Consider the following 15584-nt stretch of genomic DNA (forward strand, 5'->3'; position numbering starts at 1 on the left):
TCCTATTGCTCAACCATTTCTGGGGTGATCTTGATTTTTCCTGTCACGGCGCTGTTGATCAGGGAGGTTTTGTATTCTTTGAGCATTTCGATTTGATTCTGTTGTATCTCGATAGCTTTCTCATATGCACTAGACTGACTTTTTGTATATGCCAAAATTTCAGCTTGTTCACCTGATGGTGCTACTGGCACGGGAATATCAAAAAGATCACCTGTATACAGGCGAATCAATCCTTCAACAACTCCTGTCGCCCTGATAATGAATTGCTGAATATATGAAGGGTGACGGAATAATATCTCTAAGTATTTGGCGTCATAAATATGTTCCTTACATTTATAGACGGCATAATCAGGACTAACTAATCCTTTGAATTCAATGTTGCTTTTAAAGAAGACTCCGAGGTGTGCTTTAAGCTTATTAAAAACCAAATCATTCTTATAAACGACTTTATTATCGATATTACTGGCAGCCACTTCTGCCTTGTCGTGATAATCAGCTCTCACAACAAGCCCATGAACTTGACTGACCATAAACAAAGGTTCCTCCCCTGTTTTAGAGCGTTCGTTTCTCTCTTCTAAAACATACTTCAGTCGCTTAACTTCCCAATGCTCTGGAATCTTACCAATCCAATCCACACCGGAGTCTTTCATTGGCACATTGGGATCAAGCCCTTGGGTCACCGCCTGTTGGATGATGATCTGCTTACGCTCTTTCAGCAGACTAATTTGCTGCTCTTTGATCGCAATCGCTTCGTCTACTTGTGCTGTTTTCTTTTCGAGGTAGTTGGCTATCAGCTTTTGTGTATCTTCAGGGATCTCGAATATTGGCAGTCTTTTAAAATCAAGAAAGCTTAAATTTTGACGCAAGCCCGAACCAAATTTATAGAGCACTTTGGTGGTATCTAAAGCGTGAAGGTAGTAATGAAGGAATCGAGCATCAAAGCCATTTTTTACCCGCAAGTTCAAATATGCGTTTGTGATAATGCCTTTATTTTTTGCCAAGCCAGTTCTTAGACTTACCTTATCATTCTGAAGATCGGTACAACGAACAATGATGTCGTCAGGCTCTACCAATTGATAGGTTTCAAACGATTCAGGAACTAGACCGACGAGCTTTTCTTCTGGCTTAACAACTATATGGCCATAACTTAGGGATAGAACCGTATTCTCTTTCATCCCTTTGTTATTACTTTTACTTTCACGAAAGGCAACAAAGCCAGGCTTGAGTTCCCACGAACTTGGAATATCCCCTAGCCATTCAACACCTGAATCTTTATAAGCCTCATACCTCGGCATCAACGCTAAACTTTCCATTAAGCCTCTCCCTGAACTTCTGCCACGTTCACACCCAATATCTGCGCAATGAGACCTTCGGCTTTTTGTTCTAGGTTGATGATATCAGTTGCGACCTCATCTAAACTACGCAGTGGTTTATGACGGTAGAAATACTTATTGAAGCTGATTTCATAGCCAATTTTTACCGTATCTAGGTTTATCCATGCTTCATCGACATGCGGCTTCACTTCGTCTAGGAAGTACTGGTAAATGCTTTGCTGCTCTCCGTCTTTACGTAGGGGAACAGATTCTGTGTCTCGCAGGTCTGAGTTGGTCTCGTAAGTGATGAACTCGCCTTTTTTACCGCCTTCTGCTGTAGGAACGGGGTAATAACCAAAATCTGGCAGGTCAGCGACTTCACATTCATAGCGCTCCAGCAGGTCGTTTAATTTATCACCCGTTAATTTAACGATCTTTTTAACCACTTTCTTGGCGGTTTCGTCATACCAGCTCACCGCGTTCAGGATGGCATTTTTCTCAGGTGCTGAAAGCTTAATGGCATGGGCTTTTAGCGATTTATCAACTTGGGTTTTAAAGCTATTGAAGTCATCAAATTCATTGCTACCGATATCAGCCATCAGCGTTTGTGCAGTTTCAAGCAATGCTTTTAGCGCCAGCCAGTGCTTCACATCAAGCAGTTTTGCCTTAGCCTTGGCATTGAGACTGATGTCGTTCTCTTCACACCAAGAAAGAATGTCTTTCTCGATGGATTTTAAGAAGCTCTTTTTCTGATCAGATCCATATCCAGTTTTTTCGTAAACACGTTCGCCGTGCTCTGCGTACACGTACTCCATCACTTCACTAAGCTGCTTATCAAAACGCAGTGGTGCTATTGCATCTTGAGTGAACTTGGCTCTGCGGCGATCTGGGCGCTCGATAGTGACTTTGTAGTAGCCAAAGTCGTCATTACTAAAGACCTTACTGGCGATACCGATAGGATCATTGTTTGCATCAAGTGCTCTTTCAACGTCCACACACGCGAGGTAAGTATCGGTGATTTCCGTGATGTGCTCAGGCGCAAATTCGCAGTTCTTGTTACCTAAGTTCTTACGCAACTTACGGTATAGCAAGCTGGCATCAATCAGTTGCACCTTACCTTTACGTGCCTCGGGTTTATTGTTGTTCAACACCCAAATGTAAGTGGTAATGCCGGTGTTATAGAACAGGTTATTAGGTAACTGAACGATGGCATCTAGCATGTCGTTTTCAATGATGAAGCGACGAATGTTACTTTCGCCACCGCCCGCATCACCGGTAAAGAGCGATGAGCCGTTATGAACAGAAGCAATCCGGCTGCCTAATGGGCTTACGCTAGGATCTTTCATCTTGTTGACCATTTCCATTAAGAAGAGTAGCTGGCCATCACTTGAACGTGGCGTGGCATCTACCACTTCGAGATTTCCCCAATAGTCTTTCAGGCTAACCTTAAAACGTGGGTCAATCACATCACTGCCGTCTTTAATGTGCTTCTGTTCAGACGCCCAACTCTTACCATATGGCGGATTAGACAACATAAAGTCAAAGCGTGAAGCCGCAAACTCGTCGGTAGACAAGGTGGAGCCTACTTTGATGTTCTCAGGGTTGTTACCTTTGATCATCATGTCCGATTTACAAATCGCGTAGGTCTCGTCGTTGATCTCTTTGCCGTAAAGATAAACATCTCGGCTGTCGTTTGGATATTTCTCTTCAATGAAGTTTTGAGATTCAGTCAACATACCACCGCTACCACACGCAGGGTCATACACTGTCATGGTAAGCGGCAACTGGTCTTTCACTGGGTCAAACACCAGGTGCGTCATCAGTTCAATAACTTCACGTGGCGTAAAGTGTTCACCTGCTTCTTCATTGTTTTCTTCGTTGAACTTGCGGATCAACTCTTCGAACACGTAACCCATACCTAGGTTAGTAAGGGCTGGCATCTTGTTGCCATCTGGGTCTTCGACCGTTTCATGAGTTAAGTTTATGTAAGGGGAAACAAACTTCTCGACGACATCAAGAAGGACTTGCTTGGAGGCCATGTGACGAATTTGCGACTTGAGGTTAAAGCATTCAATGATCTCTTTAACATTATCGCTAAAGCCAAGTAGGTACTCTTCAAAGTTGGCGAGTAATATTTGTTGATTATTAGTCGCCGTGTTGAACAGGGATTTCAGCGTCCATTTAGATGTATTGTAAAAGACATAACCACTGGCCGCCTTCAACGGTTCATCATCAAGCTCCGTGGCTTGCATCTCTTCTTTTTGGAACTTTACCTCTTCAAGCACGGCTTCTTTGGTGGGTTCAAGTAACGTATCTAAACGTCGCAATACCACCATAGGTAAAATCACATCACGGTACTTACCGCGAACATACACGTCACGTAAACAGTCGTCGGCAATGTTCCAAATAAATGAGATGAGCTTGTTATGTACACTATGATCCATTTTACTTTCCTGTTCAGTGTTGGTTGCATCCCACTAGGTTGCTGCAACGGCTTCACTATAAATTTAAAATTCTGTTCTTTATGTAACGTCTCAATGGTCGCTACATCGTTTGATTAACTTGTTCTTCCCGGCGCAATGCTTAAGTTTGTGACACCATAAAGTGCCTGGCTGTTACGCAACCAAAGCTGATACTCAAAGCCCATTAATGAGTGTTCCGTAGAACAATCCACATGCCATTGGCGTAGCAAATAGCCAGCGGTTGCTGCTCTAATCTCAACCTTTAGAACGCCACCCGTCATGCCATAGTCCAGCTCTATCGCTTCGCTGTGCTCAATACGTGGGTGTGGCACTAACTCAAGCTCTACAAATCTGTTCCATTGCCGGTCTTGGGTTTCGAGCTCCGTTTCAGACAAAGTGGAATCTTCAAGCACAACCGCAGCTTTAATGCGGGTCAATACAAAGTCACGGAACTCACCATGCTTGCGGTCAAAACCACGAACATGCCAACGCAGGCCATTGTCCACCAGCGTATGCGGTACAATTTCACGCGTTGTTTCACCGCTCGATAACGACACATAGGTGATACTCAAGGCTTTGCCTTTGTGGATGGCCTCGGTGACTTTCGCTACTATCGATAAACTCGGCTTGTTAAGGTGATAAGGCGCTTCACAAGCCAGAGGTGGTTTTACCTTTCCAGTGAAGCCATCGCCGTAGCCTTGGCTAATGGTTGCCAGAGTTCTCACAACGTCGTAGTCGAACAGGGGTTCAAATGCTTCACCACGCTTGTGCAACTTGAGCTTTTGGTCATACTCAATGTTGCTTGGCGCAAGCTCTCGGTATAGGGTGAAGTCTTTCGTTGCTTGTGCGGCGGCTATACTGAAGCGATCAACTAAATCCGCCCGTACCGCTTCGCCCTTAAACAATAAGGTGAAATCGATGTGGGCAATGCGATCCCTGGTTGCTTGTGGCAACTGCGCTATCTGCGAAAGCCTATCTGGCTTCGCCACTACGGTTTGTTTCAGACCATCATTTGTCATGCGTCTTGTTTATCCAATTCAACCAGATTCTTAAAACTCTGTTTATAAAGTACCGTCAGACATCGCTTAATCACATTGAATAGTGTCACTCAATGCTGCTCTTTATCCGCAATGACTTAGCAATCTCTACCGGTTGAAGCTGGACAGATAGCCATAAAACACTGAATAGGCTTCAACCTAATTAATTTTATTAGGTATCATCCTATCACAAATTATTTTGTAGAGAAGGCTAAGCGGCAACTTTTTGATCTAGATTGCAATTGCCGCTCAGGTATGGGCGTGAAGACATTGTTTCATGCCATTGCTGATAGCCGCTATCAATGCGCTACCCGAACCAATGGCACCACGATGTTGCCACGATGAGATACCCCTTTGTCCGTCTCTGTAGACATCAGGACTCGTTGCTCACTCTCTCGAACACGCCTGGCAACTTCTGCCTGGGCTGGTAGCAATGGCAGCATCCCCTCAGCAATCGCGTCCGGTGCAGACTCTTGGCCACAGGACATCAAGTGCTTCCATGGATCTTTAAGAAAGCGCTCGAACGTGATGCCAAATTCAATGATGCGGGCAGAGACGAAGATTTCGCCCCAGTATTCAATGTAGGTGTCTTGGTACATGGAAAGATTCCTCTTGTTGGTTAAACCATGAGTTCACTTTCCATTTTCCAGAGGTTTTCAAATATGCAAGGCTTACCTTATAGAGAGCTACAAAGCTTTAAATCGATTGCGGGCATCTTTGTAGTCATAGTGGGCATGTTCTGAGCCACGATGGTACAAATCATCCAGGTAAGTTTGTTCCTGCGGCAAGTCGTCTTCGCTGATTTCGCGCCACCAATGTTTGTTGGCACCTTTTACGCCGTCATGCCAGCGGTAACCGCGCTCTTTTAAATAGTCCTTTACGTCAAACGGCGCACCAAACGCACGAACTAACACAGTTCGCCTGTCTGCTTCAGACAACAAGTTTGCAACGGACTCGGGCAACAAATGGAACAACCAGGCCATCGCCAAACAATCGGTTGCAGCTCGGTGTCCTTCATAAAACCAACCTAAGCGAAGCAGCAGGTACTCAAGCTTTCGACTTTCAAAACCCAGTGCCTTCCAATCTATGCCACTGGCTGAACAGGCCCAAGATAGATGGCCTAATGCAGCAAACCGCTTTTCAAAGAAAGGACGATCAAACTGTGCATTGTGTGCAACCACCAGCGGATCATCGGATAACCAACTCGCTACCAGTGAATCATCAATGTGCTGGCCTTGCACCATCTCATCAGTGATACCGGTTAACTCGGTAATCAGCTCGGGGATTGGCTTGCCGGGATCTTCATACATGCTGATCACATCAACAATCGACACAATCTGCCTAGCAGAGGGGCTGTAAAGCACCTTAACCATACCAAGCTCAATAATGGACTCATCATCGGCAGACAGTCCGGTTGTCTCTGTATCGAGCAGCACCATTGGCTGTTCATCACCGACCATAGGAGAAAGTTCAAGTGGCCAGGACTGCGGCTCACGCGTTAATGGAATACGCTCCAGCAATCTAAAATCTTCTGGTCTTTCTGGGATATCCGCGAGGCGCTCTAGCGGAAATGGCGCAGGGTCTCTTGTCATTGATGGTTCCTCTTCAATTCTGTTGTTCGCTTTGGGTTATTTCATTGTGCCCTGTTCGTTTATAAACGCATTTGTACAAAATGCACCTTGGATACCTCTGCGTTTTTTTAATCTTTCTATTGGTTGAACCCATGTATGAAGGCTTTGGCTAAGCCTTTCAGAAAGCCTTAGCTAAACCCTTTAGGTAACCCTTACCGATACCCTTTACGTATGGCTTAGCCAATCCCTTTTCAAACGGTTGAAAAAGGCTTTAACTGAGTTCGACTGAGCATTTTAATGATGCTCCTGACTTCGCTTTAAGCCAGTAAATTCAATACGAAGCAGAATTTTACTAACTGTTTTTAAACCCTTTGCAAAGGGTTCAACAAGCCTTGTCTGACGGTTACTTGACCCATGCATTAACCAGTAGCAGTAACAGGATCAGTAACAGAAACAAGAGCAGTAGGCAGAAGCAGTATTGTCCAAGCCTTGCAGGCTTTGACGAGGGCGAGCGATTCCCCCACATCTAGTTTTTCAACACAAAAAAGAAATCACCGACAACACAGCGTCTTACTCGAACAACTACAGTTTTACCTACAATTTTACTTGTAGAAATCAGCATAGCATTAGATACTGTATAAACAAACAGTATTAATTATGATTTTTCGAGGTTCGTCATGAGTGTCTCGCTGATAGGCCGTAGCGGCGCACTTGCCTTCATCAAAGCCAAGCGCCTTCGTATTCCATTGTTCATGGAACGTGTTTCTGCTGGTTTTCCCTCCCCAGCGCAGGATTATGTTGAGCAAACGCTCGACCTCAACGAGCTGTGCATCAAGCGACCAGCTGCAACGTTCTTTGTGCGTGTTGAAGGTGATTCAATGATTGATGCCGGGATTCACCCAGATGATATTTTGGTGGTTGATCGCTCTGTCCAAGCAGAACACGGTGACATTGTCATCGCTGGTATCCATGGTGAACTCACGGTAAAGGAGCTTCAACTAAGGCCGTGCGTCATGCTGATCCCAAGAAACCAGGTGTATGAGCCCATTCATATTCCTGAAGGGACAGAGTTAGAGATATTTGGTGTGGTCACCAATGTGGTGCGAAACATGCGCCGTAAGTCGTGACTATCCCATGCCAGTATTTGCCTTGGTGGACTGCAACAACTTTTACGCCAGTTGTGAGAAGCTGTTTCGTCCTGATTTAAAAGATACGCCGGTTGTGGTTCTGTCTAACAATGACGGCTGCGTGGTTGCACGCTCACGTGAAGCTAAGTTACTCGGTATAAAAATGGGCGTACCCGTCTTTCAGATCAAAGCTGAAATGCAGCGCCATGGCATTTTGGCATTCTCGTCCAATTACGCGCTGTACGCAGATTTGAGCAGTCGAGTGATGCGCACTTTGGAGGAGATGGCACCACGAGTAGAGGTCTACTCCATTGACGAAGCGTTTCTGGATTTAACCGGTATTGAGTCTGTCCTATCCCTTGTCGAGTTCGGACAACAAGTGCGAGAGCGCATAGGCCACTGGATTGGGATCACCGTCTGTGTAGGCATTGCACCGACAAAAACACTCGCCAAACTGGCTAACCATGCCGCCAAGAAATACCCCGCCACTCAGGGGGTTGTAGACCTGACCAATCCAGATCGGCAACGTCGATTGCTCGCATTAGTCCCGGTTGATGATGTTTGGGGCGTTGGTAGACGGCTTTCTAAGCGTTTAAATGCGTTGGGTATCACCACAGCCTTAGACCTCGCCAATGCCTCTCCTAGAGCCATCAGAGACCAGTTTTCGGTGGTTTTAGAGAGAACCGTCAGAGAGCTCAATGGTGAGTCGTGCATTGAACTTGAAGAGATCCCACCAACTAAGAAACAAATTGTCTGTAGCCGTTCATTTGGCGTAAAAGTAACGCACTTTGAATTGTTACGTGAAGCCGTATGCGAATACGCAACCCGCGCCACTGAGAAGCTTCGCAAAGAACAGCAGCAAGCCAAAGTGCTGACCGTGTTTATACGTACCAACCCCTTTAAGGACAACGAGCCGCAGTACAGCAACTCTGCATCGGGTGAATTGCTAATCCCCAGTTGCGACACGCGGGATTTTATCGAGCTGGCCAATCACTTACTCAAGCGAATTTGGAAGGATGGTTTTCGTTATGCCAAAGCGGGCGTCATGCTGTCTGACTTTTACGATCCTGGCATGTTTCAACTAGGACTATTCGATGACATATCGACCCGCTCTAATAGCCAACAGTTAATGTCTGTATTGGACACCATTAATCAAAGCGGTGCCGGAAAGGTTTTCTTTGCTGGACAAGGTACGAAGAAAGATTGGTCGATGAAGCGAGAGCATTTGTCTCCCGCCTACACAACACGCTGGGACCAATTACCGCGAGTGAAGTAATGAAATAAATGTAAATTAACCACACAGCTAGACATAGAAAGGAGCTTTACTAAAAGTTTGTAGGCACAAAGAACAAAAAATGCTGTCACTGTCATAAAATCCAACACCATAGGCATCACCTCCACTAACGTTTTAACGACTTCAACTTTCAACCCGCATCGGTCCGTAGACTGGTATCCGTCCGTTATCGTAGGTATTTTCTATGTTGCTGTGGGCCGGGTAATGTCTAAGCTATCAGGATTTCCAACCCTCCGCAAGAATGCCGAAATATAACTCAATGTATAGAAATCGGACTCTAGTGTGTTTAGCTTAGACAAGTTATTGATTAGGTAGTTAACTCCGAATTCATCAAGCAAAAAATCCAGTGCAATTGTATTTACTTTGCCGCCCTTCCTATGAAGCACCCCGGATTTTCTTATAAAAGAATTCTCTCTCAAAACATCAACAATACTCATTAAATCAGAAGGATACTGGGCACCATCAGGAAAACTGTTATATACCTTGCTGTTTTGAAACTGCTTACATGCATGAGTGTTAGTACTTAAAATATAACAATCAACAAATTCGACACCATGTAACTGCATACGCTCAAAGGAAGTTGAAATCAATATGCATCTTTCAAACTTAAGGCCGTCATGTGTACACTTTTTAAAATGAGCTCCCTGTAAAAAACAGTTTTCAAATCTCACATTATTGAGGTTGCAATATTTGAACTTTGCACCAACCAGAGATGTATTTTTGAAATGTGACTCGCTGAATACGGAGCTAAAACTCGAAGTTTTATTGAAGTTTTTGTTGTAAAATTTAGTGTGCTCTGCCTGCTTTTGCACATAACTATATCGATTATTTTTTTTGTTCCTTGCCATAACTCTTCCTGTTAAGCCTAAATTTTCAAGCAACTATACAACAGGAGAGACTAGTCTCCTTGATTTTTAAGGAGATCATATACGCCATTTCTGTTTTTTTGCTGCTTTAGAAAATCAAATACGTCAATATGCATTGACTCTTCGACGCAGCATGTTGAGCTTATCAACCTGGCGTCGAATATCACTGAAGAATTCCTCTTTCTCCATGGCCAGCACTAGCTCCCATTCTTTGGCCAAACCTTGGCAGTCTAAAAATGCGTATCTCAGCTTCGTCTTTGAGATACGCAGCCCCTTGCTAAAGACCACGCGTTTGCCTCGTTGACCGTGAAAACTGTTGATATACCACTCTATGCCAAAGCCATACTTAAAGTCTCTGATACGGACACCAAGCAGACCCCAGTCTTTAAAGGGCTCATTCTCTCGAACCTTGTAATGGGTAACCCAAAAGTCATCAACTTCAGCTCGTGCCAGCGCTTTTAGCCTGTCCGTTTCTTGCTGAAGTAAATCTGATACATCTGCTTTCCATTGTTCATTGACGATTTCTACCAAACCAATTTCCCCATCCAATTAACACCAAAAGCCAAAACCACTATCCGTTTGGCTTTTGGATCGAAACGCCAAACGTAAAACTGCCGTAACAATCACTGTTTGGCGTCTCGATATAAATCAACTCGCGCAATCCCATACCTGACAAGGGATACAATCCGATTTCACTTAAAAACGCCTAAAAAGACGTATTGCCATGAAAATACAAACCGTTTGGCAAGTTCAGGCCAGAATGCAAACGACGTTTGGCGTCTCGATTTTTTTGGCTCAGTCATCCGCCGCCAAACAGCGCCTATTCTCATACTTTTGCGAAAATGCAATAGGCAGATAGATGAAAGGATTTGTCACCTTTCTGCCCACCGCCAGTGCACCGAATCCTGATAATGACATTTGAGTGAACCGCCAGAGCACTTGGAAATGCCCAAGCGTGACCAGTGCGGTTGATTGAAAACCGTTAGAGCACTTTGAGTGCACAGGAGATAAGTATGTTTGTACTAGGCGTAGATATCGGTTACTCAAACCTGAAGCTGGCCATTGGCCAATCAGGCAGTGAACCGAAAACCATTATTCTACCTGCGGGTGCCGGTCCTGCGGATCGTATGCCGGAGCGTATCGGTGGAGGCGATGATGAGACTTGTTTGTATGTCTCTGTCGATAATGAGCGTTGGGCCGTTGGAGTGCCTGCTGGACGCCTTCAAGGCTGGGAACGAGAGCTTCACCCGGAATATCCCACCACAAAAACCTATAAAGCGCTTTTTCATGCCGCCTTGTTAATGGCTGAAACAGAATCCATCGATTTGGTTGTCACTGGATTACCGGTTTCCCAGTTTCATGAACCACAACGTAAGTCTGACCTTGTGAAACGTTTAAAAGGTGTCCATCAAGTGACGCCTAAGCGCAGCATCACCGTTCATGACGTCAAAGTGCTGCCGCAGCCTGCCGGTGCATATATGGATCTGGTTCAAACAGGTGGAGATTTGGGCTTGATTGAAGAAGGTCGCGTCGTCGTTATAGACCCTGGCTTTTTTTCTGTTGACTGGGTTGCCCTTGAGGCCGGAGAAATTCGCTACAGCTCATCAGGAACCAGTCTTCAGGCGATGTCCGTGCTACTGGAAACCATTGATAAGCTGATTTCGGAAGATCACGGTGCCAAAGTCGGAATGGATCGACTTGAAAAAGCCATGAGAACCGGCGACTTGCAGGTGCTGCTATTTGGTGAAAAAGTCGATATTTCACCTTATCTGAATGCTGCCATGAAAAAGGTAGCGCCTGTCGCTCTTACAGCCATGCGCCAATCAATGCGCGACGAAAGCATTAATGCGGACTTGGTGTTGATCGCCGGAGGTGGAGCCTTGGCTTATAAGGAAGCGGCCAAGGAGATTTTTTCACGAAGCAAGATCATCGTGCCGGAACAGTCTGTTTTGGCGAACGTCCGAGGCTTCTGGTTTTATGGGGCCTGATTATGAGAGTTGTCGTCAACATTCCCCCAGGGAGCCACCCTGAACTGCTCAAAGAATTGGAAAAGACGCCACCACGGGAACGCGCTGAGCGTCTGCGGATGCTGGCCACCTTTGGGTTAATTCACATGAGCCAACCCAATCTATCCACGACATCTGCACCGGTGGATGGCCATGCCCCAGATGGTGAAGTGACTTCTATGAGTACAGCGCCAGAACCCAAAGCAGAATCACGTAAACAATCATTAAAATCAAAACTAGGGCTGGGCTTATAACATGGCGTTATCAGTTAGCTGGCTCGATGCCAGGTTAAATAAAGAAGCAAAAGAAACCGTAGTAAAAGCCGACCGTGATGGGCTAAGTGCTCGGGTATCGCCCAAGGGCAAAATCGTTTTTCAGTTTCGTTATCGTTTCGATGGCAAGCAACAGCGGGTAGACATAGGTACTTACCCACTTATGAAGCTTGCTGAAGCTAGGAATGAGCTGGATAGGTTAAGGGCTGTACTTGATCAGGGCAGAAATCCCAAGCTCTACCTACAGCAGGAACGGGCTAAGTATTCTGCCAACCAAAGTTTCGAATCGATTTTTCGAGACTGGATAGACTCTGCCGGTAAGCAAGGGCTAAAGGAGAAAACGTGGCACTTCCAAAAACGCAGCAGTGAAATATATTTGCTGCCCCGACTTGGCAAGTACCCATTAACTGACATCAATGAATTGTCCTTAAGAAACTGTCTTCGTGAGGTTTCGGAATCGTCTCCTTCAAACACAGAGCGCCTAGTGTCTGTACTGCATAAGTTCTATGACTGGCTGATTGATGAACAAATCCTGGAAATTAACGCTGCTGCTGGGATCACAGCAAAGAAGGTTGGCGGTAAGAAAGGCAAACGGACTCGGGTGCTAAATGACAACGAGATCAGGATACTTTGGCGCTATTTGCATGAGTCAAAAATCACTGAGAAGAATCGCATCTACATAAAGCTACTTCTGCTATTGGGCGGTCGCAAGGGAGAACTCATACAAGCTGAAAAGCATCACTTTGATTTGCAATCAGCAATGTGGACAGTGCCTATAGAGATCCGCAAACAAGGTGAGAAAATTGGAGCGCCGATCATGCGGCCATTGATTAAGCCAGCTATAGAGCTGATTGAACTGGCGATGCAGATGAGCAAATCAACCTACTTGTTTCCCGCGAACGGACAAGAAGAGCTTGCCACAAATGGCTTTGATACCACTATTCCTAACAATGTGAAAATCTGGGCTCGCAGATCGCTTGGTATTGAGATGGAACACTGGTCTATGCATGATCTTCGAAGAACGATGCGAACGCGAATGTCTGCCATCACGACGCAAGAAGTTGCCGAGTTGATGATTGGCCACAGCAAAAAAGGGTTGGATGCTATCTACAACCAATATCAGTACCTGGATGAAATGCGTCATGCTTACGACGTTTGGTATCAACAGCTAGAAACCATCATCGAACCGACAGGCTTTCCATTCAACTGGCGTTTCGGACAGTAAAATAAAAGAAAGAGGCTCAGTCCTCTTTCTTCTCATACTCCTCCAAGTCTTCAATGTGCCACAGCTTGTTTCGTGTATTTCGGTTGATACGAGGTTGCGGCAAGCTGCCATCTTTTATTCTTCGCCAGAGCGTCGTATAGCTAATGTGGTAACGAGCCATCACTTCGTAAGATGTTAGAAAAGGGGTTGTCTGGTGCGCTACTGCTGTCATCTGCATTCTCCTGAAAATCAATGTAAAGCTATCATCGCCTGATTCATCACTTGTTGATGGTCAGAAAGATGCATGATTTGTTCAGAAGATCAGCCTTATCAAAACACAAATGTTGCTATTAGGTACTTTTCAGCTCAAACCTATGAATAACAAGGGCTACAAGGCGGTTTGTGTCATGAATAGCAATCAACATGCCTAACGAGAAAAATTTGTACACACTGTTTGTACACTCGCAACGATGACACATCAAAAACCACAATGACGAACCGTTTAAATTCATAAGCTTACAAACATAAAACTAGAGATGATCGCATTTATTCCGCTTTTGTAATGTCGAAACCAAAGTACCAAAAGCAGAAGGCACTTTCTTCATCAAACCCAGTAACCACAAGGCCTACAGCCAGATTTGTGTCATGGAATTTTCGCCAAAGGCCTCTAAAACGGAATTTGTACTCAAGTTTGTACACATTTTCCGAGGTTACGCTTGAACATCATTGAAAAGCAAAGAAACGAGAAAAAGACAAAAAGCCTTTAAATTCAGTACGTAGAGATGTGATTGTGGTGTGCAATGAAAGGTGGTTTTAAGCGTTGAAAGGCTGGGCGGCATCAGGGTGAGAGATGATCGCAAAAGTTCTACGCTTAGAAACTTGTTGCTGAAATTGAGGATTTGACATGAATCTCGATCTTCTTGGTTTGTGGAATAGTGAGTGAGAGTAATAGGCTCAGCCACTACTCGAAGGCGTCGAAAAAATAATGGGCGCTATTTTCACCGATCTAGCTTGGATTCTCAATCACTAGTTTCCCTCTCGTTTCTAGATGTCGCTCTTTTGACGTAACTTACTTGCTGCACTCAGGTAACAACGAGTTACACACTGCTCAAGCTGCAAAGCTTTCCATATACTTTTCCCATCATTAGCGCGTCGATAACTCAACGCATTTTACTGAGATTATCGTTACCACGCTGGGGCCAAAAGGCCATCAACTTGAGGAACATACGATGAAAACATTCAAACCTTGGTACATCGCACAGATGTCAAATGGTGTTGTACAGTGGGCAGGTATTGCTTTGTTGTTGACACCTCTAATCATTGAAAGAACAGGTAGTGGCGCACTTATGGGCAGTGTGATGTCCTTGATTGGTCTTTTTGGCATTAGCGCACCTTTTGTCGGTTGGCTCGCGGATAAATACCGTATTCATCGCCAGATGCAAAAAGTCGCGTTGTTCTCTCATTTGCTCTCGCTCATTTTGCTCTATTTCGCCCAAACTAATGCCTACGTCTATCTTCTGGTCGGATTGACTATTGGCATTGGTACCGTATCCCAACTGGTATTAAATCCCACGTTTGTACTCAACTCGCTACCCGAGAAATCACAAGCACAGGGACTCAGCCGATTGTTTCAATGTCAGTTTTTAGGTGTTGTGATTGCTGGTGCTTTGTTAGGGACGGTCAGTTTGCTCGGCTGGAGTAGTGAACAAAAGCTGCTCATAATCATGGTGTTGGTGTGTGTTTCTATCATCAGTGTGTTTATTGCCCCTCCGCCAGCAATCCGCATCCCTGATACTGCGCAGCAGCATGATGACAGCAGCATCAACACCAATAAAAGCAGGCACACCACCATAGCATTTGTGCTGTTTCTTGCTACGGTATTTGTTTCTATGTTCACGACCAGTAACTTGATGGAAACGGGGCCTATCATCATTAAACAAGTGTTTAATGTTGATCTTGGGCATTCTGCATTTGGTCTTGCAGGCTCGGCCATATTAACAATGTTACTTCTAGAGCCAGCTGGTCGACTAGCCGCGAAAAGCAGCCCTTACTTGATTTGGATAGTGTCACTTTGCTGCTATGCAGTGACCGCTATTGGCTTGTGGTTGGCGATGGGAAGTGATATCCCAAGCCTAGTACCGATTTTACTGATCGTGTTACTGATGCAAGCTATTTCTTGGTTCGATATGGTAATTCCTGCCATTGCCGAAGAGCTTAGTCCGAGCACGCCAGCGTTAACGCAAGGCATTCTCATGTTTGCGATGGCGATTGGCTTTGGTGTAGGCACTTACATTGCTGGTCAATTGATTGATGTGGGAGGGTTTACTTCCGTTGTAAATTACTGCGCAGCCAGCATTATCATCACCTTACTACTAGCTTTAGCAACGCTAATGTTCAAGACCAAGCGGTAATCTCAAACTGAAAGTAAAGGG

At 45.1% G+C, this 15584-nt stretch carries 15 protein-coding genes and 1 pseudogene; 7 read left to right on the top strand and 9 right to left on the bottom strand.

Features of this window, described 5'->3' with window-relative positions; all coding sequences use genetic code 11:
- Nucleotides 1–2 precede the first annotated feature (2 nt).
- The 4 genes from VTH8203_RS00615 to VTH8203_RS00630 all read right to left on the bottom strand — a co-directional run bounded on the left by VTH8203_RS00615 (nt 3) and on the right by VTH8203_RS00630 (nt 5357).
- A complete protein-coding gene (locus VTH8203_RS00615) occupies nt 3–1313 on the bottom strand; it encodes a restriction endonuclease subunit S (RefSeq protein ID WP_096991887.1) in 1311 nt (436 codons plus the stop codon).
- Complete coding sequence (locus VTH8203_RS00620; RefSeq protein WP_096991888.1) at nt 1313–3757, bottom strand: type I restriction-modification system subunit M; 2445 nt, start codon at nt 3755–3757, stop codon at nt 1313–1315. Before VTH8203_RS00620 ends, VTH8203_RS00615 begins: the two co-directional genes overlap by 1 nt.
- A 113-nt stretch (nt 3758–3870) precedes the next feature.
- Nucleotides 3871–4794 carry a WYL domain-containing protein gene (locus VTH8203_RS00625; protein ID WP_096991889.1) on the bottom strand — a complete coding sequence of 308 codons (924 nt, stop codon included), beginning with the start codon at nt 4792–4794 and terminating at the stop codon, nt 3871–3873.
- A gap of 317 nt (nt 4795–5111) precedes the next feature.
- Complete coding sequence (locus VTH8203_RS00630; RefSeq protein ID WP_244181129.1) at nt 5112–5357, bottom strand: hypothetical protein; 246 nt, start codon at nt 5355–5357, stop codon at nt 5112–5114.
- Here VTH8203_RS00630 and VTH8203_RS25335 point away from each other — a divergent pair.
- Entirely contained in the window at nt 5304–5435 is a 132-nt protein-coding gene (locus VTH8203_RS25335) for a hypothetical protein (protein ID WP_262593537.1), read from the top strand. The genes VTH8203_RS00630 and VTH8203_RS25335 overlap by 54 nt on opposite strands.
- A gap of 63 nt (nt 5436–5498) precedes the next feature.
- On the opposite strand, the gene VTH8203_RS00635 is transcribed toward VTH8203_RS25335, so the two are convergent.
- Nucleotides 5499–6404: a 3'-5' exonuclease gene (locus VTH8203_RS00635; protein WP_096991891.1), complete on the bottom strand. Its 906-nt coding sequence runs from the start codon at nt 6402–6404 to the stop codon at nt 5499–5501.
- Between the two features lie 656 nt (nt 6405–7060).
- Between VTH8203_RS00635 and umuD the strand changes: the two genes are divergently transcribed.
- Together umuD and umuC are read left to right on the top strand one after the other, a co-directional pair.
- Nucleotides 7061–7510, top strand: a complete 450-nt coding sequence (gene umuD, locus VTH8203_RS00640) for a translesion error-prone DNA polymerase V autoproteolytic subunit (RefSeq protein WP_007105028.1) — start codon at nt 7061–7063, stop codon at nt 7508–7510.
- Complete coding sequence (gene umuC, locus VTH8203_RS00645; protein WP_279627159.1) at nt 7479–8786, top strand: translesion error-prone DNA polymerase V subunit UmuC; 1308 nt, start codon at nt 7479–7481, stop codon at nt 8784–8786. Before umuD ends, umuC begins: the two co-directional genes overlap by 32 nt.
- A gap of 200 nt (nt 8787–8986) precedes the next feature.
- Here the strand turns inward: umuC and VTH8203_RS00650 are convergent, their stop codons facing one another.
- Nucleotides 8987–9652, bottom strand: a complete 666-nt coding sequence (locus VTH8203_RS00650) for a pentapeptide repeat-containing protein (protein WP_096991893.1) — start codon at nt 9650–9652, stop codon at nt 8987–8989.
- Between the two features lie 123 nt (nt 9653–9775).
- Nucleotides 9776–10219: a conjugative transfer protein MobI(A/C) gene (gene mobI, locus VTH8203_RS00655; protein WP_096991894.1), complete on the bottom strand. Its 444-nt coding sequence runs from the start codon at nt 10217–10219 to the stop codon at nt 9776–9778.
- Nucleotides 10220–10683: 464 nt separating this feature from the next.
- On the opposite strand from mobI, the gene VTH8203_RS00660 reads away from it, so the two are divergent.
- Genes VTH8203_RS00660 through VTH8203_RS00670 form a run of 3 tightly spaced genes read left to right on the top strand, consistent with a single transcriptional unit; the run spans nt 10684 to nt 13173 of the window.
- Nucleotides 10684–11658 (top strand): ParM/StbA family protein, encoded by a 975-nt coding sequence (locus tag VTH8203_RS00660; RefSeq protein WP_096991895.1) that lies wholly within the window; start codon nt 10684–10686, stop codon nt 11656–11658.
- A gap of 2 nt (nt 11659–11660) precedes the next feature.
- Nucleotides 11661–11930 (top strand): hypothetical protein, encoded by a 270-nt coding sequence (locus tag VTH8203_RS00665; RefSeq protein WP_040523228.1) that lies wholly within the window; start codon nt 11661–11663, stop codon nt 11928–11930.
- A gap of 1 nt (nt 11931) precedes the next feature.
- Nucleotides 11932–13173 (top strand): tyrosine-type recombinase/integrase, encoded by a 1242-nt coding sequence (locus VTH8203_RS00670; RefSeq protein WP_012368404.1) that lies wholly within the window; start codon nt 11932–11934, stop codon nt 13171–13173.
- Between the two features lie 16 nt (nt 13174–13189).
- Here the strand turns inward: VTH8203_RS00670 and VTH8203_RS00675 are convergent, their stop codons facing one another.
- Both VTH8203_RS00675 and VTH8203_RS25430 read right to left on the bottom strand, forming a co-directional pair.
- A complete protein-coding gene (locus tag VTH8203_RS00675) occupies nt 13190–13384 on the bottom strand; it encodes a helix-turn-helix transcriptional regulator (RefSeq protein ID WP_096991896.1) in 195 nt (64 codons plus the stop codon).
- 596 nt (nt 13385–13980) lie between these two features.
- Nucleotides 13981–14058 (bottom strand): annotated as a pseudogene (locus tag VTH8203_RS25430) (peptide chain release factor 3); the annotation flags it as partial.
- A gap of 323 nt (nt 14059–14381) precedes the next feature.
- Here VTH8203_RS25430 and VTH8203_RS00680 point away from each other — a divergent pair.
- Nucleotides 14382–15563, top strand: a complete 1182-nt coding sequence (locus VTH8203_RS00680; RefSeq protein ID WP_096991897.1) for an MFS transporter — start codon at nt 14382–14384, stop codon at nt 15561–15563.
- Nucleotides 15564–15584 lie beyond the last annotated feature (21 nt).

The sequence above is a fragment of the Vibrio thalassae genome (assembly GCF_900089835.1).
GTDB classification, from domain to species: domain Bacteria; phylum Pseudomonadota; class Gammaproteobacteria; order Enterobacterales; family Vibrionaceae; genus Vibrio; species Vibrio thalassae.